A 22,204-nucleotide genomic window follows, 5' to 3' on the forward strand; every position below is an offset into this window, starting at 1 on the left:
GGTTAAATATTTTTCCTATACTCGTTAGGTGTGACCCCAAGGTTCTTCAGAAATAGAGAAATAAAATAAGACGTGCTTTCGTACCCCACTCTCTGGGCAATATCTTGAATCTTCAGTGACCCGTCTGCGAGCAGCTCCTTAGCCTTATCAAGCCGAATACGGGTTAAATAATCGTGGATCGTGATGCCTGTTTTATCCTTAAAAATAGATCTTAAGTAGTTCGGTGACAGATAAACCTGATCAGACAGACTATTAATCGTAATCGGCTGATCGTAATTTTGTTCAATCACGGTGCGAACCTTGTGGACCAGCTTTGTATTTTTATCCATAAGTCGCTCACCTAGCATGCTCACGGCATCACCCGCAGTGCCCAGGATTAAATCCTCGATCTCATGTAAAGTCAGCGCATTATAGATGGAATGATAGAGCTCCGCCCGCTTAAAGCCCTCGGGAACCGACTGATGCAGCTGCTCTAGCAGTTCATCAACAAGATCAATCGCCCAATTACAGATGATTTTTTTCTTGATTCTCAGCGTGGCCAATCCCACGAAATATTGATGCAGCTTTTGTGCGGCCTGCTCGAAGTCCAGCTGATTGATAGCTTCAAACCACTCTTTTCTCTCAAAAGGTGGCATATGTTCACTGTCGAACTGATTCGAAATAGCCGCGGCATGAATAATTAAGCCCGTGCCTTTATAAAAACGTTCATTTAAAATCACACGCGTCTGCTTATACAGATTATGGACCAGCGCTAATTCTGCTGCCTGCGCCCCGACTGCTGCCGTCACCGTAAAATCCAGTGCACTACGAATAGCCACTGCTAAATCCTCCCAAGTATAATAGCCAGGCTGTTGAGTCGCTTCCATAAACACACCTGTCTCGCCATCCTTGTAAGGAACAAAAACAACCTCTATATTTTTCGCCTTAAAAAAGTGATCCAGATAAGAGATCAGCCTACTCATACACTCTTCCAGACTCTGCTGCTCACCCTCCGCCTCCTTGGGATCGATGCTAAACAGTGCCATGGTATAACGATTACTCTCTGGGAGACGGGTCAGCCTATTGAAGTTATTTGCCAGCTCTGCGGCTTGCTCCGCATTTTTTTCAAAAGAAAGCTCCTTAAGAATTTTTGTTTTAGCAGCCTCCATAGAACGTTGTTTCATCTGAACCTCTTCGCAGCGTGCTTTAACCTTTTCGATAACGCTTTCAATTTCAGTCAAATCTAGCGGCTTCAGTAAATATCCGACAGCTCCTACATTAAGGGCTGATTTAACATAGTGGAATTCATCATGTCCGGTGAGGAACATAATTTGCATCTGGTCATAACATTCATGTATTTTTTTAGCCAACTCAATTCCATTCATTATCGGCATCTGAACATCTGTAAGAATAATATCCGGTTGAAAAGCCTCTATTTTCTCCAAAGCTTCTCTACCATTGCTCGCTGTTCCAACGACATAGATGCCCATCTCTTCCCAGCGGATATAATCTCTCATCATCTCAAGACCCATTTCTTCATCATCTACCAGAAAAATACTATACACCTGAGGTTTCCTCCTTCTTGTTGTCTGTATTTGCTCCTATTATATTCTTTTCCCCTTAGGCGATCATCGACCAAATTAATGTAAGTCATTTTCAGGCATGAATCGTTACTTTGTAAGATCTAATCCCAACGTGCTTGTAAAAAGGCTATCGGGTCCTAAGCAGACCAGATAGCTCTTCGATACCTACTCATCATTATTCGGACGCATAATGAAAACGGAGGCTCATCGCCCCCGCCGAATTATTATAACAGCTCCAATTGGCTGTTGAAATAGTAGCTTCCTCCTGTTTCTGCTTGGAAGGTATTTCTCTGATCTCCCCATCGAAGGGTCACCGTTCCCGGTGAGTAGGTGCGAAGCGTAGCTTCCGTCAACTGCCCCTTCTCCCAAACTATGTCTACCTCTACCTTTCCTTTGGCTCGTAATCCAGACACCGATCCTGTATTCCAGGCTTGCGGGAGCGCTGGCAACAGATGAATTTCATCCGCGTGGCTTTGCAGCAGCATCTCTGCAATGGTAGCCGTCCCGCCAAAGTTGCCATCCACGACAAAGATATTGCACTCTGCCCCACCAATCCCTGATTTGGAGAAACTGAACAGATTATCAAAGCACAGTCCGCTAATCAAATGAGAGATATGCTTATACGCCTTCTCCCCGTCATATAGTCTGGCAAAACTAAGGCCGAATAAGGCGGCGGTGAACTCTACATCCTCCAGTTCTTCCTGAGCCATCCGGTTCTCCAGCGTTACCCTTGCTGCCGCACTTAACTCCGGTGTTCTGTCCGGTGTAATCTGGTTGCTTGGATACAAAGCGAACAAATGAGCCAAGTGTCGATGCTCAGGTTGCGCTTCTTCATAATCTTCAAGCCACTCCTGCAGCTGACCTCTTTTGCCAATCTGTAGCGGGGGTAACTTAGCAATAGCTTCCTTTAGCTTCAGCTGAAGCTCCACATCTGTATCGAGCAACACCGCAGACTTCAGGCAGAACTCGAAAAGATCCTGTACGAGCACTTGATCCATGGTAGAGCCCATAGACAACTGCTGTGCACCCTCGCTGCTATCGGCGGGATAGAAGCTGTTCTCTGGCGAGTTCGAAGGACCCGTCACCAGCCAGCCATATTTCGGATGAATCGTCATATAGTCGAGGAAGAATTCTGCGGCTTCTTTTAGAACAGGATATGCCTGGCGCTCTAGAAATACACGATCCTGACTATATTCATAATGCTCCATCAGATGGGTTGCAATCCATAATCCGCCTGTGACATTGAGCCCCCATGAGGTTTCCCAGCCCGGAGCTGTAAAACCCCAGACGTTAGAGAATACATGCGCCACCCATCCTTTGCTGCCATATAAATCGCGTGCAGTTGATCTTCCCGCCTGAGATAAATCTTCAATATATCGCATCAATGGAAGGTGGCTGTCCCCAAGGTTCACGACTTCTGTCGGATAATAATTCATCTGTGTATTAATATCGAGATGATAGTCGCAGCTCCAGCCCATACGACAAGCCTCACCGTCATTCCAGATTCCCTGCAAGTGCAGTGGAAGAGGTGAATCTTCCCGTGATCCGGCAATGGTCAGGTAGCGGCCATACTGGAGGAACAATGCGAACAAATGAGGGTCCTCCACCTGATCCTGTGCCAGCAACCTAATCCGCTGATCGGTAGGCAGACTTTCTTTCCCGGAGCTTCCCAATTGAATATCCACCTTTTCATATTCCTGACGGTAATCTTGAATATGATCTTCTTTTAACTGTGCATAACCTTTGGTTAAAGCCTGCCGTAGGTTGCTGTAGCTCTCCGTCTCCCAATCCTGGTTGCTCCGGCGATAATCGGTACTGACCCCAAAATAAATCCGGGCCTCATTAGCTCCGGAAACTCTTAATCGGCCATCCCCCCTGTAGATCGTACCGCCGGATAGACTTACTTTGAGCTGCCCTTTTGCCCATACCCCGCATTTACCATTACTATGCACCTTTTCTGTAGCTTGCCCCTTGAATTCAATGGTGTCGCCATCCACAACCTCAGTCGTAAACGATTCTGTCCCACCTTCGATGGCAAGCGTAAAGGATACACCTCCAGGCTTATCGCTCCAAATTCTTGAAACTAACAGATCATCGGCATGTGAAGCGAAGACCTCTCGATGGATGGTTGTTTCGCCGCTCTCATAGACCGCCCCAGCCACTGCACTTGTCAATTCCAGCTCCCGCCGAAACACACCGCCTGATTTAACATCCGCATCCTGGGCAAAATCAATAACAACCTCGCATAATCCCAGGTTCGTACCGAAATTTTGTTTTTTAGGCTGTAAATACTGTTTGGCTAAACGATCACCGCTGTCATAATCGCCGGCAAAAAAGTGACTTCGCGCCTCTTCAAGCGCAGTTCTACCTCCGGCAGGAGCAGGGTCGGGATCCTTTTGCCCAGACCAATAGGTCACCTCGCTCATGCTCCAAACCTCACGATGCGGCGCCGCCATTATAACAGCACCTATTCTTCCGTTGCCCAATGGCAAACCTTGCAACCAGCTTGTTGCAGGGGTTGAATACCACAATTTAAAATCGCTCATTAGATCGTCTCCTGTCTGTAATAGACCTCAAAGTGTTGTTAATTAATTCGCTTATTTCTTTATTAGCATTGTCTATTTATCGCATTTATCGTAACATTGTCGGTATTAATAGTCTTTGTTGACTCGTTCATTCATTTGACAATTTATCCGTTATCCCAAACATTTAACTACAGGCCAGAATTAAGAAATGCTGCTAGAAAAGGGGTATAGTATGAACAAACTATCTGAAATCACACCGTATGTTGGAGCAATCATGCCTTATCTGTACGACGGCAGCAGCAATGAGCATCTGCGCGTCGGCAATGCCTACGCTTTTCATCTGTTTACCGATGGCCCCGGTGAGATGGAAATCGACGGAATTCGTTATCCGATTGAGCGTAGAACACTGGTGTTTCTCCGTCCCGGCCAGCCACATGCCTTTCATATTTCCCCTTCTCATCCACTCTCGTCCTACAATGTCTATTTTGATTTGTGGGACAAGCAGTCGCCTATGTCTACTAATCTTTCTTTTATCCATGCGCCTGAACCCTTAAGGCTTGAGAAAAAGGCCACCGAAGTCCCCTGCGCCGAGCTGAACGAATTGCCTTGCGTCTTCCCGCTAGCTAAATATCCACAGCTATACGATAGTCTTGTGATGATTGCCAAAATATACAATGAAGCGATATTCTACCGGAATGAAGCGGTCCATAGCTTGTTATACGGTTGGATATTAAGCTGGTATAATGCCCTCCATCAGCATCAGCCAAGCGATTATCGGATTGTCCGCCTGTTGGAGTATTTGAACACTCATCCCGAACGTGGTAAATCTATCGAAGACTGGGCACATCTCTGCGGACTCAAGCGAACCTATTTTCATGAGCTGTTTCTGCGAGAAACCGGGATGACGCCGCGCGCTTATCATCATAATCTCGTTATGCGACGGGCGGCAGGTCTGCTTCTGGAGAGCGAGCTAAGTGTTACTGCCATTGCTGAGAAATTAGGCTATCCTTCGATCCATCCCTTTTCCAGACATTTCAGTGCCTGTTACGGCATAAATCCCACACAATACCGCCTTAATCCGCTAAGCCGAATACAAATATAGGTTATAAAAAAAATACGCGCTATCCGCAAGAAGCAGAGGGCGCGTATTCTTTTTTATTTTGCTGTCAATTTGAAGATTTTAGATTCTGCGGGTTCAAGCGTAACTTCCAGCTCTCCTGAGGTTTCCCCTTCTACACCTTCCCATAGGTCCAGCAGCTGGTAAGCACCTTGAGCATTCAGCCCTGCACGTTCTAATGAGATAGATCTAGGAGCGGATTTCACGGCATCGTAATTGAAGACGGCTATATAAAAAGCATTTTCTTCTGCAGATTCGAGCACAAAAGTATCACAGGATTGCTTGCCGAGGTCCCCTTCTATCGGTCTGAAGGTTTTGCCAAGACGAGCAACATCCATAATGTCCTTATTGCTCAGCCAAGCTTTGGCCCGGGCGGCGGCTTCCTCTTTTCGGAAGTCATCCCCTAGCAGCAGCACCGTTCCCGCGATCACCGAAGCGGTTAGCCGGCTGCGACCTTCATGCCAGCCCGTGGCTTCCTGGTTATGGCTCTTGTACAGTACGGAATGGTCAGGATCATTGTAACGGTACAATGAATCGCTCATCCACCAGCCATGGGTTAAAGAGTTGAGCATGTATTCTGTATCCTGCAGCGTGCCAAAAACATCACAAGAGACACGCCGGCTATGTGCAAATGCATAAGGGAACAACGGTGCGATGGACAGATTAATAAAGAACGGTCGACCAATTACCTCTAGAGACAGCTTGTTCTGCAAGTAGGACATACCGTAGTGATACGCCGCAATGCCCGTCGTAATCTCCGGATTGTGATGCTGCCCTTCCAGTGCGCCATGTGCTAAGAAATCCAGCTTGATATACTCGAATCCTTCCGAGATGAATTTATTTGTATACCAATCCATTCTTTGCAGGTTCCCCGGATGTGTGGGGTCAATGGCTAGCCCTCCATCAACATCCGGCAGAATCTCTCCTTCGCTGTCCCGAAGCAGGATATCGCCATAGGTGTATTTACCGTTCGTACCCTCCACGACATCTCCGAACTGAGAAGGACTTCCCCAGAAAGCGAAAGGGGTCCAGTAGGTTCCCGGTCTATGACCATTCTTCCGCACTAGCTCAAGTGCATTTTTCATCTCTTCTGCTGTGAAATTATCCCAAAAAGCGTCAAAGTTGATGTACAGCGTATCCTCATTCTGGAATCCTAACGGCTGCACTTCTTTTTTCAAAAACTCACTGGTCGACGTATACAAATCATAATCGAGTTCAGTCATTGCTGCAGACCAGCTATTCCAGCCAACAGGAACGCCACCCTCCCAAGCCAGCGGAGCTTCAATCCATGTATTGGCCCGGCCGTAAGCTTCAAGACCTTCTCTGTAATCGTCATAAAAACCTACGAATACGAGCGGTGACTCCACTCTTTTGCCTTTTACATAACCGTGCGGCTGAAAGTCGCGGGTTAATTCACTCACAGCCCCACCGTAAAGATCCAGCTCCTCGATCTGGCCGCTTCGCTCGCTTTTGATACGGATACCCGTTTTCCACACCTTATGAGTTATGGAACCCATGATAATCCCTCGCCGGCTATCCGGCGCGAACACTGCTGTTACCTCGTAGCTCTCTGTATCCATAGGTGGCTTCACCACTGTATATCTGACCCATTTATCGTTGTCGTAAGGCACACGCAGGATGCTTGGTTCATCCGGTTGACCTGACTCGCCGCCGAGTGATACCGATTTGCTCTGAATGACCGCCATGCGGTTCGCTTTGATATCCTCATCGCTTGCGATCGCACTTTGCATCAGCACATATGAGGATGACTCATAAATATAAAAATGCTGCTCCAGCTGTGGCAGCAGGGATGTTTCATGCACAATCACTAGATGAACACCTTTGCCAAAACCTTCACGAACAACCTCTTCCTGCAACTTCAGCACGTGGCTCTGATAGTGCTCAGTATTATATTCCCGGCCCTGCCAGCGAAAGGCGCTGCGAATCCCCTTTACATGTGCAGAAGTCCCGCCGACAACGGATGACTCACCTGTTCCGAGATCAATCTCCAGATTCACCAGGCCATTGGTTACACGGATAAGAGACGTTGTGTCTGTATTCACGTTTACGGTTGTATTACTGTCAGTTAGCATAATTTGCCTCCTTGTTGCTGCATTTTGGACCTTGAAGGCGGTAGTCTCAGTAGCTGTATCCCCCAAGTATGACCTCATTATAAAGAGCGGATAAAGCGTTTTCTATACAACGATCTTCCGATCCATACCGCGATCTAACACATCTTACCTAAACACTGCTGGTCCTGAAGATTCATGCAGCAATACAAAAAACAGCAGCAGGACCAAACGTTCAGGTCCTACTGCTGTTCATACGCTTATTAAACGGATTATTGCTGGTCATCAATGATAAGCTTGTAGGATTGTCCCGCGGTTGTAGCGAAGCTTACCCTTCCTTCGGCAGAATGTTCACACTGTAAATCGTGGCTGCCACAGGTTACCTTAAGTAGAGTATCCATGCGGATCACACATTCTGTGCCCAGCAGCGAAGTGATCTGCGCTTCCACTAGCTTGCCGTTGTCCCACTGAATGCTGACTTCAAAGCCACCGCGGGCACGTAAACCTGCAACGCTTCCCTCCTGCCATTCATTTGGCAATGCAGGCAGTAGTTCGAGATAGCCGCGGTGAGATTGCAGCAGCATTTCGGCAATCCCGGCGGAGGCTGCGAAGTTGCCATCAATCTGGAACGGCGGATGCGCGCCGAGCAGATTGGCATAAACTCCGCCGTGATTATACTGCTCCGACTCCCCGTCCTTCACCAGCCGCAGCATGTTGGAGAGCAGACGCAGGGAACGGTTTCCATCCCGGAAGCGGCTCCATAAAGCGACTCTCCAGCCCAGACTCCAGCCTGTGCTTTCATCCCCGCGCCGCTCCAGCGAGGTTCTTGCCGCAGCAAATAGCTCAGGGGTCTCTTCTTCTGACAACTGGCGGCCCGGATAAATACCAACCAGATGCGAGGTATGTCTGTGATACATGTCCTCATCCTCAAAATCAGAGGACCATTCCTGCAGTTGCCCGTACTTGCCAACCTGCAGTGGCAATAGACGCTCACGGGTACTTTTCAGCTCTTCACGCAAAGCTTCATCCGTTCCAAGAATCACAGATGCCTCGATACAGTTCGTGAACAACTCCCAGATCAGCGATATATCCATTGTGGCACCCGGGCTGACCGCAGCCACACCTTCCGCTGTCCGGAATTTATGCTCTGGTGAAGTGGACGGGGAGGTCACAAGATTGCCTTTGCCATCGTCAATTAGCCAATCCAATGCGAACAGAGCCGCCTCTTTCATGACAGGATAAGCCGAAGCCCGCAAGTATTCAGTGTCTCCGCCAAAAGCATAATGTTCCCAAAGATGCTGAGTCAGCCAGATACCCCCCATTGGCCAATAAGCCCAGCTTGGATCTCCATCGCCATAATCACCTACCGGTGCAGTGTGTGCCCAAAGATCCGAGTTATGATGAGCTACCCAGCCCCGGGTGCCATAGTTGGTCCGAGCGGTATCCGCCCCTCTCTTCGCCAGATTGCCGACGAAATCCAAAAGTGGCTCATGACATTCTGCCAGATTGCAAATCTCAGCGGGCCAATAGTTCATTTCTGTATTGATATTCAGTGTATAATTACTGCTCCAAGGCGGACGAGTAGAGGCATTCCATATTCCCTGAAGATTGGCAGCCTGCGTTCCGGGGCGCGAGCTTGCGATCAGCAAATAACGTCCGAAATGGAACAGCAGCTCAACTAGACCCGGATCTTGCGCGGAGTAAGTCGTAATCCGCTGCTCGGTTGACATTCCTTCCGGCGCCAGCGGCTTGCCCAGCCGAAGCTTCACCCGATCGAAAAGTGCCCGGTAATCAGTGATATGGGCTTGAAGCAGGCTGGTGTAAGACTTGCCTTGAGCACTTGCCAAGAAAGAAGCTGCAATGGTGGAGGCATCTTTTCCTTCAATTCCCGGGATTAGGTCATACCCTTTAAAACTTGTAGCCGCACTGAAATAAAAGGTTGCCGCTGTCGCACCCAGCAAATGAATCCCACTGCCATCAACCGTTACTTGGCCGTCATCCGCCGTCACGGAGAGTTGTCCTTCGAAAGCCATTCCCTTGCTGCTGCCTGATTCACCGTATCGGATGGGATTGTCGCTCCCGAAATAGCTTGGATCTACATGCTCCGGTGCCGTTCCCGATAGTACAAAGCTGTCGCCTTGCGAATAAAGGTTGTGCCGGAGCGGACTTTCCAGCGTAGCATGCACATTCAATGCGCCTGGCACACTTGCGGTCAAACGAAGTACAAGCAACTGATCAGGATGAGAAGCGAACATCTCACGGGTATAAGTAACATTGCCAATCTGATATTCAATGCGATGCAGCGCATTTTCCACATCCAGTGTACGCTGATAAGAATGATAGACGTTGCCATGCTCAAAACGAAGCAATAGATCACCAAAAGGTAAATAAGATTGAGTATACGGCCCCATCATTTCTCTAGTCAGCGTGTCCGCCTCAACATAGCGGCCTTCTTGAATCAGCTGTCGCACCTTTGGCAGAACGTTTTTAGCACCGGGATTGTTACCCTCTTTTGGGTATCCTGACCAAAGCGTATCCTCGTTCAGACTAATTTTCTCCTGTTCCACACCACCGAAGATCATACCGCCCAGACGTCCATTCCCAATTGGAAGACCTTCCGTCCATACATATGCTGGCTTGTCATATTGAAGTTTCATACGCGCTCTCCTCACCATCTGTCATTTAATAAATTATCAGCAATTTCAACCTCACTGCAGCATTTAATTCAATCGCATCATCAAGATTCGAAAGACTCGCCTCACCACTGCCTGCCGGAATTCCATTGCACTTAAAGACCAGTCCGCAGGTGCTCTTGGTACTAAGGGCCAACGCATCAATACTCTCAAACTTGGATTAGTGACATCCCGGTTCTCTTCCTCGCTGGCAGTATTCGAGATAAAATAAGGTTTCCGGATGGCCTCGTCCGGATAGAAATGATAGCAGCCCTTCGGCAATCCAGTAGTCCCGGGCCGGGAATTTCAGCGACAGCCTGAATAGCCCGAACCATGGCTGGCTGCGCGTCTAAACCAGAATCCGGCAGTACTCCATAATCCGTCAGGCGGATTACAGTAGGAGTAGTTAAGGCATTATTCTCGGCAGAAGTGATCATCGGCACCGCCTTTCTTTTTTGTAAACGCTTAATATTTGGCAGTATAATATCTCCGCTTTAAATAATCAATTGTGCAGCAGTTTCAGAATACGCAGGCTGGTACCTTTACTCTGTTCGTCCTTCAGCCCCGTAATGCGTACTGTAACCCGCAGTTCTTGACGTTGTTCCCGGATCGGAAACATGGCGATAATAGGCCGAAAGGCAAGCGGACACCATTCATCGAATAAGTTCACAGCTTTATAAGAACTGTCATTAAGCGAATATTCAAAAATCCCGCTGTCCGGTCCGTAGAGCAGCATCAAGCCTGCGCTTTGCCCGGTTACGGTAAAAGAAAACATAGCCTCCTTGCTATGGGTATACAGATGCTCTGTTCCAAAACGCCAGTTCATCAGCGGATCTCCTGCAGACAGTTCGCGAAGTTCGTAACCGTTCACATGATCAGCCGCGCGGAAATCAAGCAGACTGCCATATTCATAATTTTGCACCGCCAAGGGTGGAATATCTAAAGAGCTTTCGCTGCTCAAATTCGTCTTGCCAGGAACAAGCGCTGTCTCCAGATACTCTCGCAAAAAAGAAGCATACAGCGCATGACCGTCATCATTGGGATGATATCCATCCGGTGCCAGCTTAGTCCACTCCATTTGTCCCGCCTCTAGCTGCGCATAGACTCTAGCTGCAAAATTAACAGAGGGAAGCTTATAATGCTCAGCTACTTCTTCATGGACAGCGATATTAAAGGGATTGCTCCCGGAGAGATTCTTCTCTGCTGCCGTATACAAAAAGCAAATATCAGTGCCCGGTGACAACCGTCTGCATTGGCGGACAATGCCCTCCATCCCTCTAATGGATTCTTCCCGGTCACTGCCGTCATTGACGCTAAATTCAACGAATAACAAATCAATTGTGCCCTGCTGCAGGACATGCTCCTGTAATCGATGAGCACCTAAAGTTGAGTTCGTTCCTCCCACTCCTGCGTTGATGAAGCGGAACTCCTGATCCGCAAACCGTTCCTGAAGATACTTACCGGTGAGCGCTCTCCAGCTATATGTGTCTGCTTCGGAAGCACCTGCCCCCTCCGTAATTGAGCCGCCTAAAAAGGCAACGGTCACAGTCCCTTTTTCCGTAAGCCTGCCGTTAATTTGAGGTAGTCCACGGCGCGGAACTACAAATGAATGATTGCAATGTTTCTCGTCTGTCATAACTCAACCTCCATCCATAAAAAACCATATTTTCTCCTTGAAATCAAGAAATCAGATGCGGGGTCTATCATACAGCACCTGATTCTGATTTCAATATTTATTTTTTTGAAGTATCATAAGCCTTTTGTAAAATTTCGAGATAACGGTCAAGCTTCAAGTTCTGCAATCCCTTTACATAAGCGTCCCAGTCCTTGTTCAGATCCTTGTTGCCTGTGATGAATTGCAGCTCATTTTGTTCGATGTAATTTTTCAAATTTGTCTGCAGCAAGCTGGCTTCATCAATCTCACTTGGATCAATCCAGATCGACCAGATAGGGAACAACTCTTTAGGTTCATGACCTTCGTATAGCAGAGTCGCATCATACAATCTACGTTCGTAACCATCAGAAGCAAAGATGTCGGTACCTTGAACGTAAGTATCACGGTATTCTTTAGGCTCATAGAAGTGAGCCATACCACTCCAGCCCGCATTACGTGGTGCTGCGCCTTCTTCACCTGGAATTAATTTGATCATCGGTTTAACATCTTTACCCAACGCCACATCGCCTTCAACCGGATCGGTCCAATCGGTTCCCTTCAGGCCAGCTGCGCCATTCGTTTGGCCTTCTGGTGTGAACATATAATCCACCATCTTGATCAGTGTAATTTGCGCTTCTTCACTTGCTTTGTTTGTGATCACGAATTTTGCACCCGGGACTACGCCGCCTCCATCATGAGTCGCATAAGAAATTCCTGAAGGTCCCGAAATCGGAGGAAGCGGGTTGTAATGTGCTGAGCGGGTATTCCCCGGGTCGATGTTTACGAAGATCGCTGGGTGCATACCTGCACCGACACCTAGAATTTCTGCATCAGCATTTTCACCGATTTTCTTAAAAGCTTCCGCGTTTTGTGTAAAGGCACCCGGATCAATTAACCCTTCGTCAAACAGGGATTTAATATAGGTCAATCCTTCTTTCCACTCCGGAGTAATGGCAGCAGATTGCACCTTTCCATCCTTCATGTTCAGGTAATTACGATCATCATCATAAACAAATGCGTTCATCAAAAAAGGAACGATCCGTACGCCGAACTCCTCGATGGAACCGCTTAGCGGCACTTCATCCGCTTTGCCGTTGCCGTTCGGGTCTTGCGTTTTAAAGGCTTTCAATACATTTTTGAATTCCTCAGTGGTCTTCGGCATCTCCAAGTTAAGCTTTTTCATCCACTCAGTATTCAGCCACATTTTGCTAGGATAGGAACAGTGGAAGCATTCTGTATAAGCTACAAGTCCGTAAATGTTGCCATCAGGTGCAGTATTAAACGTTCTTAGGTCAGAGTTCTTTTCCATGGCTGCTTTAATATTCGGAGCATATTTATCAATCAGATCATTTAGCGGAATGAGTACACCTTGCTTGCCGTATTTCAGTAGATCGGCCTGTGAGAATTGATCAATATAGTGAGTAAGCAGGTAGGCATCTGGATAGTCGCCACTCGCCAGTGAGATCTGGCGTTTTTCCTGAGCACCATCCGATGGATTGATCTGCCAGTTGAATTTGAAATTAAATTTCTCTTCTACATGTTTTGTGAATTTATTGGTAGAAAGGTCGATGCCGGATTCCTGAACTGAGAACACGCTGATCTCAACCGGCTTGCCAGACGAACCCGAACCAGAGCCCTGCTGCGTGCTGGATGCGTTACCTGTATTTTTATTTGCACATCCGCTAATTACAACCGTAAATGCCATGACCAGAATTAGTAAAGTTATCAAGCTTTGCTTCTTCAAATATTATCACTCCCTTTTGTAATTTAGCAGGTGATACGATGATACCTTAAGTGTGTACTCCGGGCATACCTCCTTTCCAAAAAAAGAGATTCCTAAGATCAACCCTTGACGGAACCAACAAGCATCCCCTGTACAAAATAACGCTGTACGAAAGGATAGATAACAAGTACCGGCAAGGTGGCAATCACAATTAAGGAATACTTCAGCAGCTCGGAAAGCTGTTGTTTCTCGACCAGTTTCCCCACGTCCATAGCCCCACCAGCGCTGTTGTTCTGAATGATGATGCTTCGCAGGACAAGCTGTAAGGGGAACAAATCTGCTGATTTCAGATAAATCAACGCATCGAAATAGGCATTCCATTGACCTACCGCGTACATAAGCACCAACACTGCGAGAATCGGTTTGGATAACGGGAGTACCACGCTCCAGATGAATCTCATATCACTACAGCCGTCGATTTCACTAGCTTCCAAAAGCTCCTCCGGAATCGAGGATTGAAAGAAGGAGCGGGCAATAATGACCTGCCAGACCCAAATGGCGTTCGGAATCAACAGCGCCCACCGAGTGTCGATCAGATGCATCTCCTTCACTACCAAATAGGTGGGAATTAGCCCCCCACTGAAGATCATGGTGAAGGTAATGATCATCATCAGTGTATTTCGTCCAAAAAAACCTTTTCGAGACAGTGGATAAGCAATCATAACCGTTAAAGTTATACTAATCAGCGTTCCCGCTGCGGTGTAGAAAATTGAGTTTCCATAACCAGTGATAATCTCAGGCGTATTCAGCAATACTTTAAAACCTTTGAAGGATATATCTACAGGCCAGAGCCAGACACGACCAGAGGTCACGGCTGCCGGACTACTGATTGAGCTGCTGATGATAAAAATAAGCGGATAAAGTACAGCGATTACCACAAGAGTGAGCACAATATAGATTGTGATCAGGAACGCTTTGTCGCCGACGGATTCTTTAATCTTTTTTTGAACTGCTGCTGCCATAGATAAGCTCCTTTCCTACCAGATGCTGTTCTTCGTGATTCTTTTCGCCAGACCGTTTACTGTAAATAAGAGAACCAGGTTGATGATGGAGTTGAACAGGCCCACCGCAGTTGCAAAGCTGTAATTGGCATTCAACAGACCGACCCGGTAGACATAAGTGGCAATGATCTCAGAATTAACGAGGTTAAGCGGGTTCTGTAGCAGGTAGACTTTTTCAAAGCCGATCGCCATTACATTCCCTACATTCAGAATCAAAATGATAACAATAGTTGGCACAATCCCTGGCAAATCGACGTGACGGATTTTTTGAAACCGCGAGGCTCCATCAACTTTGGCAGCTTCATAAAGTGTTGGATCTATCCCTGCAAGCGCTGCCAAATATACGACTGCACTGTAGCCCGCTGTCTGCCAAATATCAGACCACACATAAATCGAACGGAACATGCCGGGTTCACCTAGGAAGTTAATAGAATCCAGTCCGAAGAAGTTGAGTGCAATGTTGGCAAAACCGAGCCGTGGGGCCAGAAATAGCATAACGATTGACACCATGACAACCGTCGAGATGAAATAAGGAGCAAACGATACAAGCTGAACGAATTTCTTAAACCTTCCTCCCCGTACCTCATTAATCATGAGCGCAAGAATAATCGGGATTGGAAAACCCGCCAGCAACTGATAGCCACTAAGCATAATAGTATTCTTGAGCAGCGTCCAAAACTGCGGATTCTCAAAGAAGAGCTGGAAGTTTTTAAATCCGACCCATGGACTTCCCCATATCCCTTTTATGACGTTATAGTCCTTAAAGGCTAGGACAGTGTTCAGCATCGGATAATACTTGAAGATGATAAAAAACAGCAAAGGCGGAATCACAAGCAGATGTAACTGCCAGTGCTTTTTTATGCTTTTGCGAGCATTTTGTAAGAATGCGGGGCCTTTGCTTTTCGGCAACGACTTGCGATGTAATACTATTTCTTTCTCCAGAACAATTCCCCCTAAGCAGATGTCTGTGATTTTTGATAGCGCTTTCTACGGATTGATCATAGATGACTTTTATCTCCAAAAGAAAGGTACACTTGGGGACTTCAGCGTACAAATCGCCTTATCTGAGGAGCACAAAATAGCAGTAGAACGGCCATTTTTCCGAATTGCAGGGTTGAAATCAGAAAAAAGACTGCATCGTCCAAAGTGGACAGTGCAGCCGTATGTTATGGCATATTTTTTTATTCATCCACAGATTGTCTATAGGTACTCGGGGAGACACCCATCAACCTTTTAAATGCGCGTCTGAAGGAATGTGAACTGTTGTAGCCCACCCGCACGGCAATCTCATCCACCGTTAATCCATTCTCTTTGAGCAGGATAATGGCTTGATCCATTCTGACTTTTATCAAATGGTCGGAGAAGTTGACACCCGTTACCTCTTTAAACAGCTGGGAAATGTATTTTTCCGGCCGCTCCACCTGTTCCGCCACCCGGTAGAGGGTCAGTTCCGTATCCGAATAGTTTTTTGCTGTGTAGTCCTTAATCTGCTTGATGATCTGAATATGAATATCTTTCTTTTTATTCGCAATGAGTCCGCACAGCTCTTCCATAATGTCAAAAAATTCGTTCTGGATCGTCTCAAGCGACTCTGATGAGCCAATGTCTATGACCCGCCGTTTGACACTCTCGATCTCTGAATATTCGGTAAATGCCTTTTGATCCAATAGCTTGAGAAAAGTCCCCTTCATTTCCCCGACAAGCTGGTGCTTCATTTCGATGGATAATTCTCGCTGCTCCATATTCTGGGCGATAATCGCACGCACAATCCGTTCGGCTTCTTCTAGCTCTCCGGCTCGAATCGTGCTGATTAACCGTTGCTCCGAATCCAGCGGATAATAATAAGTTGTATTCTCGATCTGAGCTTCACTACTCCAGATAATTCCTTTCTTATTCATGTAAACTGCATATTCCAGCGCCTGCTTCGCTTGATCATATGAAAGGCTAACCTCCGTTACCTCTGTGAATAGATCCCCGAAGCCCGCCAGAATGGTAATGCGGTACTCATCAAAGACATTTTGAGCGAGCTCCTCCATCGTCTGGGTGATATTCGCTGCTTCCTGTTCCTTGTCAGCTCCTTTTTCCCTAGAAAAGAACAGCGTTACAACTTTATCAGAGCCCATATCCGTCATCAAGACATCCACGCCAAGATCAGCCAAGGTCTGTTTCAGCAGCAGCCGGGAAGCGCTCAGCTCGTTCAGAATTTCAACACTGTCCATACCCGCATAACCGTTAATTTGAACAATTCCTACGTAGCCAGTATCCTGATTCATGCTGATATCCGCCTGCTTGGCTGCAGAGATAATTTCATCCCGCGTCTTGAATTCACCGGCAATCAGCCGTTTCAGGAAGGCATCTCGGACCAGAGGAAGCTGGCGGTTAAGCTCGGACTCGAGCAGCTTATTTTTGGTAATCATATCGGCAATATTTCCGCTCAAAAAGTCAAATTCATTCCTCTCCGAGGCTTCTTCTTTACCGAATTGCTCCTTCATGACACTGAGCATACGATTGATTGGCGCGCTGTTACGGTAAGCTAATACCAGTCCGGCAATCAAACCGATAATTAGAGTGCCTCCCGTAATTTGTATGGAGATTCTTTTGATCTTGTTAGCATTCTCCATCAAAATATCTTGAGGAATCCCGGTCTGATAAACCCAGCCATTGGAATCGGAACGGGTAGTAACCACCAGATCATCCTTGTAGAACTGACTGACCTTATTCTTATCAAAAGCTGGATCGTCGAGCATTTTGGCCATTTTCTGCTCATCGCTTCCTTGCAAAACAATCGTATTCCCTTTAGCATCACTAATATGCACCCAACCCCCATATCGCTCGGTCAGGCCTGAAAGCAAGCTGGAAATATTTTTTTCATCAATAATCACTACTGCGACAGCCGGCGAGGAATCATTAAAGCTATCCAAGGGGAGTGACTGCATATAGGTAATAACCGAGGTTTGCATCCCCCTGCTGACAAAATCACTAAGTGGCTTGATCTCGCTGCGGTGGGTTGTCTCAAGCACTTCTTTTCTCCAATCCTGTAACGAAAGATCCTTATAGTTGAAATTAGAGTAGTAATGCTCCGGACGATAGGTCGAACCTGGGGTTAGGATAAGATTATAGTTGGCGAGGTAAATATAATAGTTTTGCAAAAAATCATTAGTCTGGCCGAAAGTCAAAACATTCCGCATCGTTTTCCAAATCCCATACACATTCGTCTCATTTTCACTTTCATTCATAAGAACATTTAGCTCCTGGTTGACCGCCAATTGCCTGGTAAAGCCTTCAACCTCCGCCATACGGCGCTCCAATATCTCCTGACTTTTCTGAAGCTGAGTGACTCCATTCTCAATCGAGATGGACTGTGTCACGGAGATTGAGGTTAGATAGGACATGTACCCGCCAATGCTGGGTATGACCAAAATGACCACATAAGAGATTAGAAATTTACGAAAGATATTGGAATATTTCAGCGTAGTTAGCCTCCCTCAATATGACATTTCGATAGCGCTATCATTACCATAGATTAAAACATTTTACTTCATAGTCAAGGGTTCGAACTCACTTCACCCTCCTGCACCTCTTCAGAAATGGAAAAAAAACAGCGATCTACGCCGTTATCACTGCCTTTTATCGGCAATTCCGATATTTTATCTATAGTGTGTCAGCTGTTTCGATGTGTGACCCTTACATGGCCCTCCTGTCATTTAGAAAAAAGGGGCCAGTAACGGCCCCCTTCATCATTGCTTTGGCTAGACAATCAGTTCTTCTTCTGATCTCTGGCCTCTAATCCAGATGTAAAGACATGATCCGTCGAAGCTTCTTCAATGTCGCCGAAGGCCCAATGTGTTGCCGGAACATCTGCCCACTGTGGATTCGTTACATTGATTAGGGGACCTCTGCCTAAAGCTCTATTCATAGCCACAACAGCTTCGGCACGAGTAAGCTTGGCATTAGGACGGAAAGTCCCGTCATTATAACCAGTGAAAATGCCAGTACCTTGGGCTTGCAAAATCGCCGCCTGTGCCCAATGTCCATTGATGTCAGAGAAACCGGAACCCTTCTGCGTCGAATCCGTTCTAAGCAGGGTCACCAGAGTGGCCATTTCTGCACGCGTCAACGTTTGATTAGGTTTAAAGGTGCCATCGCTGTAACCCTTTATTAGTCCCATCTTCGCTACTTTAGTTATGGCATCAGCACCCCAGTAACCAGAAGGCACATCACTGAACACGACACCTGCTCCAGTAGCCCCCTTCTCAGAAACATTGGCAAGAATCGTTGCCATCTCAGCACGCGTAATTTCGTGCTCCGGCTGGAAGAACCCACCCGGATAACCTTTGATATATGCGGTATGACGGAGCGTATTAGACTCGCCATTCCCTGCAGATCCATCCTCGTTTCCAGTTGCCGGAGTTGGCGTCGGAGTCAAGGCAGGTGTGGAAGAAGGCTGAGCTGGAATGTACGAGCCACCCGAATCCGTTGATGTTAGTGTTGATGTTGGTGTCGGACTTGGCGTTGGTGTCGGTGTCGGACTTGGCGTTGGTGTCGGTGTCGGACTTGGCGTTGGTGTTGGAGATACAGCAGGACTCGTTGAAACTGTGAATTTCAATTGATCCGTCAGCATGAAATCACCAGATTTCTTCACAGCTTTAAGCGTGTGTATCCCGCCTTCCAATCCCGAAATACTATAAATTTCCTGACGGCTCACGCGGCTCTGACTATACGCATTCACGGTTTGGACCCGTTGTCCATCCACATAAATATCCATATCACCTTGCTCTGGACCAATAGGTGTAATCAGGCTGATTCCGGTACCCTTGAAGGTATATTCAAAGGAATCACCGTCCACTGATGTAGAGTGAACATCATTAAGATAATCTCCCCCTACAGTAAACTTAAGGTTCAGCGTGCCCACTGGCTGTGCAGCAAGATAAGATTTATTCAGTGTAACACGGTTACCTGCTACTGAATAATCAGTCCCCAGAACCAAATCATATGATCCGTTAGTAATGCCGGCAAAGCTTTCCGCTTGCTGCAATAATGTCACCTCAATATCTTCCTGAGCGGAAGCAGCTTTATCAAAGCTGGCAGCGATCGGATTAATCATATTCGGAATTTCTACCTTGAGCATATCAAGAAGCATAAATCTGCCTGATTTCTTCACAACCTTGAGCGTGTGCATACCATCCGGTAAGCCAGAAATGCTGTAAAGGTTCTGAAGTGACATTTGTCCATGATGATAGGCACTGACTGTTTCCTTAAATTGATCGTCAACATAAATATCCATATCACCCTGTGACTCATCTACCTCTGTGAACAGCTGAATCCCCGTTCCTCTGAAGGTATATTCAAAAGAATCACCATTCTGCTCCGTATATTGCACATCGTCTTTATAGTCGCCCAATCCTCTGCCACTGCTGCGGTTCCAAGTGCCATTGTACTTAACTGTCGAATCATCGTTATTAATCATCACATAACGAATGCCTGTAGAATCGCTAATTTGTATCGACAGGGTCTGTGGATCACCAGCGTTAAAAATGAAAATCAAGTCGGTTGTGCCTGCCGGCTGCTGCGCAAGGTATTGCTTATGGATGGTCAACTTGTCATTCGTCACCGTAAAATCGTCTTCCGAAAGTGCCTCGCCATTATTTTCAATACTGCTCAGTGTATTACCATTCAAATTCAGGGTGACAGTAACATCCTCTTGTTGTTCTGTTGCTTGGTCGAATCTAGCAGATGTCGGAGTAATGGTACTATTCTGTCCTCCTGCTGGAGTTTCTGTAGTCACCTTAAATGCGTCAAGCAGCATAAAATCACCTGAGCTTTTGGCCACTTTAAGCGTGTGAGAGCCGTTAGCCAGTCCCGAGACACTGTACAGATTTTGCTGTACCTCTCTTGATCCCGTTTTATAAGCACTAACGGTCTGTGCAGCCTCATGGTCCAGCGTAATAATCATATCTCCCTGAGATTCATGCTTTTCGGTCAGCAGGTCAATGCCAGTGCCCGTAAAGGTGTACTCAAAGGAATCACCGTTCTTCTCGGCATAATGCACATCGTCTTTATAATCACCCAATCCTCTAGATGAGCTTACCTGCCATGCGCCATTATATTTAATGCCGCTGTCATTATCATTAATGTATACTACATTAGTGACCGTTGCCTTGTTCGCAGCAGACGAATTCTCAGACGGGTCAGTCCCATAGTTCGTAACATCCGATTGTGAAGCCATCGACGGAGCAGACGAGGAATCCTTGATCGTAATGCTCAAATCTTGCTTTCCTTCTAGCAGCTCTTTGCCACCATTTCGCTTCCAATCCCCGCTGTAGCGCATACCTGTATCATCATCATTGACTGTAGAGGTGCCACCTAATGCTGTAACTTTAAGCATCCTCGACGCATGAGGTTCAAGTATCCCTCCGCTAAATTCCTTCTCAAAGTCTCCCAGCTCAGTGTGACTCCATAAATCGCGAACGGAAGCCGGGCCCTCAAGGCCGAGATCACTCCATTTGACTTTCACCTCCGCACTCCGACTGCCCAAATTGAACAGAGCTACGCTGTAAGTGCCATCTCCATTATTGGCATACCAAACCTGCTGCTGGGTATCCATAGATACCGGATGGCCTGGACGTCCTGCCTGATTTACGGCAATTACCTCATCATTGGTAAGCAGTTCTAGACCATAGCTGTCCAGCCTAGTCATGTCATTACCTGTATACAATGGCACGGAAGAGATTGACCAGAATGTCATCGCGGATTTCCGCTCGTCTTTGGTCAGACCATCCATTGATCCGTTGCCAACGTTCAGGGAATCAAAGTCATTCCAGCCACCAGGACCTGCATCCCTCCACCAAAGTGCTGCTTTGGGGAACAAGCGGGAAATACTCGGCCAGGCTGTCAGCCCACTGCCGTCGTAAGCTTCCACATCCCAGTCAATACGCCAACCGTTGGCATACTTTTTCCAGAAATCCACGTAATTGTGATCGAGCGCCCAGGACAGCTCAAACCAGATGTTATTTCTGTCAAAAGCCTTAGACCATGCCTCTACATCGCCGCGCGCATCACGGCTTAAGTTGTCAATCCCCGAGCCAGGAGTCACGCTGTCAAATTTGACGAAATCAATGCCCCACTCGCCAATCATATCCGCAATGGAATCCACATACTTCTGGGCACATGGATTTGTGAAATCAATTTTATAAGTGTAAGAATTCCAATAATCCATAATGTTAAGCGGTTTGGCTGTAATGTCCTGTATACGGCATTGGCCACCCGTTCCGTAAATCTCTAGATTCTGATTATAGGCATCGATGGATACCCCCGGAATCATATAGATTCCAATTTTCTGTCCATTATTATGAACATAGTCGATGACCTCTTGAAATCCGTTAGGATATAAGGTCTCACTTGGAATCGGTCTGCCGTATTCATCCATGCTGCCATTCCAGCCCGCATCAATATTGATGTATTCATACCCATGGGCTTGCAACTTCTCATGCATAACATCCGATTGTTTTTTGATGCTTTCGGCCGAGGTCCAGTTACCTGCACCGTCATACACCTGCATGCTGTAACTGCTCCAGCCCATATAGGGCTTTTGCGCCATACTCTTCTCAGCTGCTAGTGCCACATTGCCCTGTGTTCCTGTGAAACCGAACTGCGCTGCTGCAATTATAAATACCAACAGACTCATTCCCAGCTTTTTTCCCATTCGCTTCAAATCATCCTTCCCCCTCATAAAATGTGGTTAAAATTTCTTTGATAGCGCTTTCTTTACGGGATGATCATAAAGGAAGAACGAGTTCCACGATAGGTACATTTCCGCATTTT

The 22,204-nt window shown here is 46.9% G+C and carries 12 protein-coding genes; 1 reads left to right on the forward strand and 11 read right to left on the reverse strand.

What is annotated here, in order from left to right:
- Positions 1 to 2: 2 nt before the first annotated feature.
- A complete protein-coding gene (locus tag NYE72_RS22705) occupies positions 3 to 1,544 on the reverse strand; it encodes a response regulator (protein WP_076297205.1) in 1,542 nt (513 codons plus the stop codon).
- 242 nt (positions 1,545 to 1,786) lie between these two features.
- Positions 1,787 to 4,108, reverse strand: a complete 2,322-nt coding sequence (locus NYE72_RS22710) for a glycoside hydrolase N-terminal domain-containing protein (protein ID WP_076224922.1) — start codon at positions 4,106 to 4,108, stop codon at positions 1,787 to 1,789.
- A 211-nt stretch (positions 4,109 to 4,319) separates the two neighbouring features.
- Here NYE72_RS22710 and NYE72_RS22715 point away from each other — a divergent pair, with 211 nt between their 5' ends.
- A complete protein-coding gene (locus NYE72_RS22715; RefSeq protein ID WP_038572706.1) occupies positions 4,320 to 5,189 on the forward strand; it encodes an AraC family transcriptional regulator in 870 nt (289 codons plus the stop codon).
- 53 nt (positions 5,190 to 5,242) lie between these two features.
- On the opposite strand, the gene NYE72_RS22720 is transcribed toward NYE72_RS22715, so the two are convergent.
- The 9 genes from NYE72_RS22720 to NYE72_RS22760 form a co-directional block, all read right to left on the reverse strand.
- Complete coding sequence (locus tag NYE72_RS22720) at positions 5,243 to 7,297, reverse strand: alpha-galactosidase (RefSeq protein ID WP_339210451.1); 2,055 nt, start codon at positions 7,295 to 7,297, stop codon at positions 5,243 to 5,245.
- 248 nt (positions 7,298 to 7,545) lie between these two features.
- Positions 7,546 to 9,930 (reverse strand): glycoside hydrolase family 95 protein, encoded by a 2,385-nt coding sequence (locus tag NYE72_RS22725; RefSeq protein WP_076224925.1) that lies wholly within the window; start codon positions 9,928 to 9,930, stop codon positions 7,546 to 7,548.
- A 185-nt stretch (positions 9,931 to 10,115) separates the two neighbouring features.
- A complete protein-coding gene (locus NYE72_RS22730) occupies positions 10,116 to 10,382 on the reverse strand; it encodes a hypothetical protein (RefSeq protein ID WP_036683261.1) in 267 nt (88 codons plus the stop codon).
- 65 nt (positions 10,383 to 10,447) lie between these two features.
- Positions 10,448 to 11,581, reverse strand: coding sequence for an SGNH/GDSL hydrolase family protein (locus NYE72_RS22735; protein WP_339210453.1), 1,134 nt, complete (start codon positions 11,579 to 11,581; stop codon positions 10,448 to 10,450).
- A 97-nt stretch (positions 11,582 to 11,678) separates the two neighbouring features.
- Positions 11,679 to 13,304 (reverse strand): extracellular solute-binding protein, encoded by a 1,626-nt coding sequence (locus tag NYE72_RS22740; RefSeq protein ID WP_052097525.1) that lies wholly within the window; start codon positions 13,302 to 13,304, stop codon positions 11,679 to 11,681.
- A 137-nt stretch (positions 13,305 to 13,441) separates the two neighbouring features.
- The gene (locus tag NYE72_RS22745) at positions 13,442 to 14,344 is read right to left on the reverse strand and encodes a carbohydrate ABC transporter permease (RefSeq protein ID WP_036683268.1); all 903 of its coding nucleotides are present in this window, start codon (positions 14,342 to 14,344) and stop codon (positions 13,442 to 13,444) included.
- A 15-nt stretch (positions 14,345 to 14,359) separates the two neighbouring features.
- The gene (locus tag NYE72_RS22750) at positions 14,360 to 15,292 is read right to left on the reverse strand and encodes an ABC transporter permease subunit (protein WP_244886372.1); all 933 of its coding nucleotides are present in this window, start codon (positions 15,290 to 15,292) and stop codon (positions 14,360 to 14,362) included.
- Between the two features lie 272 nt (positions 15,293 to 15,564).
- On the reverse strand, positions 15,565 to 17,775 hold the full coding sequence (locus NYE72_RS22755; protein WP_339210455.1) for a helix-turn-helix domain-containing protein: 2,211 nt from the start codon (positions 17,773 to 17,775) through the stop codon (positions 15,565 to 15,567).
- 365 nt (positions 17,776 to 18,140) lie between these two features.
- The gene (locus tag NYE72_RS22760) at positions 18,141 to 22,085 is read right to left on the reverse strand and encodes a X2-like carbohydrate binding domain-containing protein (protein WP_339212108.1); all 3,945 of its coding nucleotides are present in this window, start codon (positions 22,083 to 22,085) and stop codon (positions 18,141 to 18,143) included.
- Positions 22,086 to 22,204 lie beyond the last annotated feature (119 nt).

The sequence above is a fragment of the Paenibacillus sp. FSL L8-0333 genome, assembly GCF_037965665.1.
Taxonomy (GTDB): domain Bacteria; phylum Bacillota; class Bacilli; order Paenibacillales; family Paenibacillaceae; genus Paenibacillus_AQ; species Paenibacillus_AQ odorifer.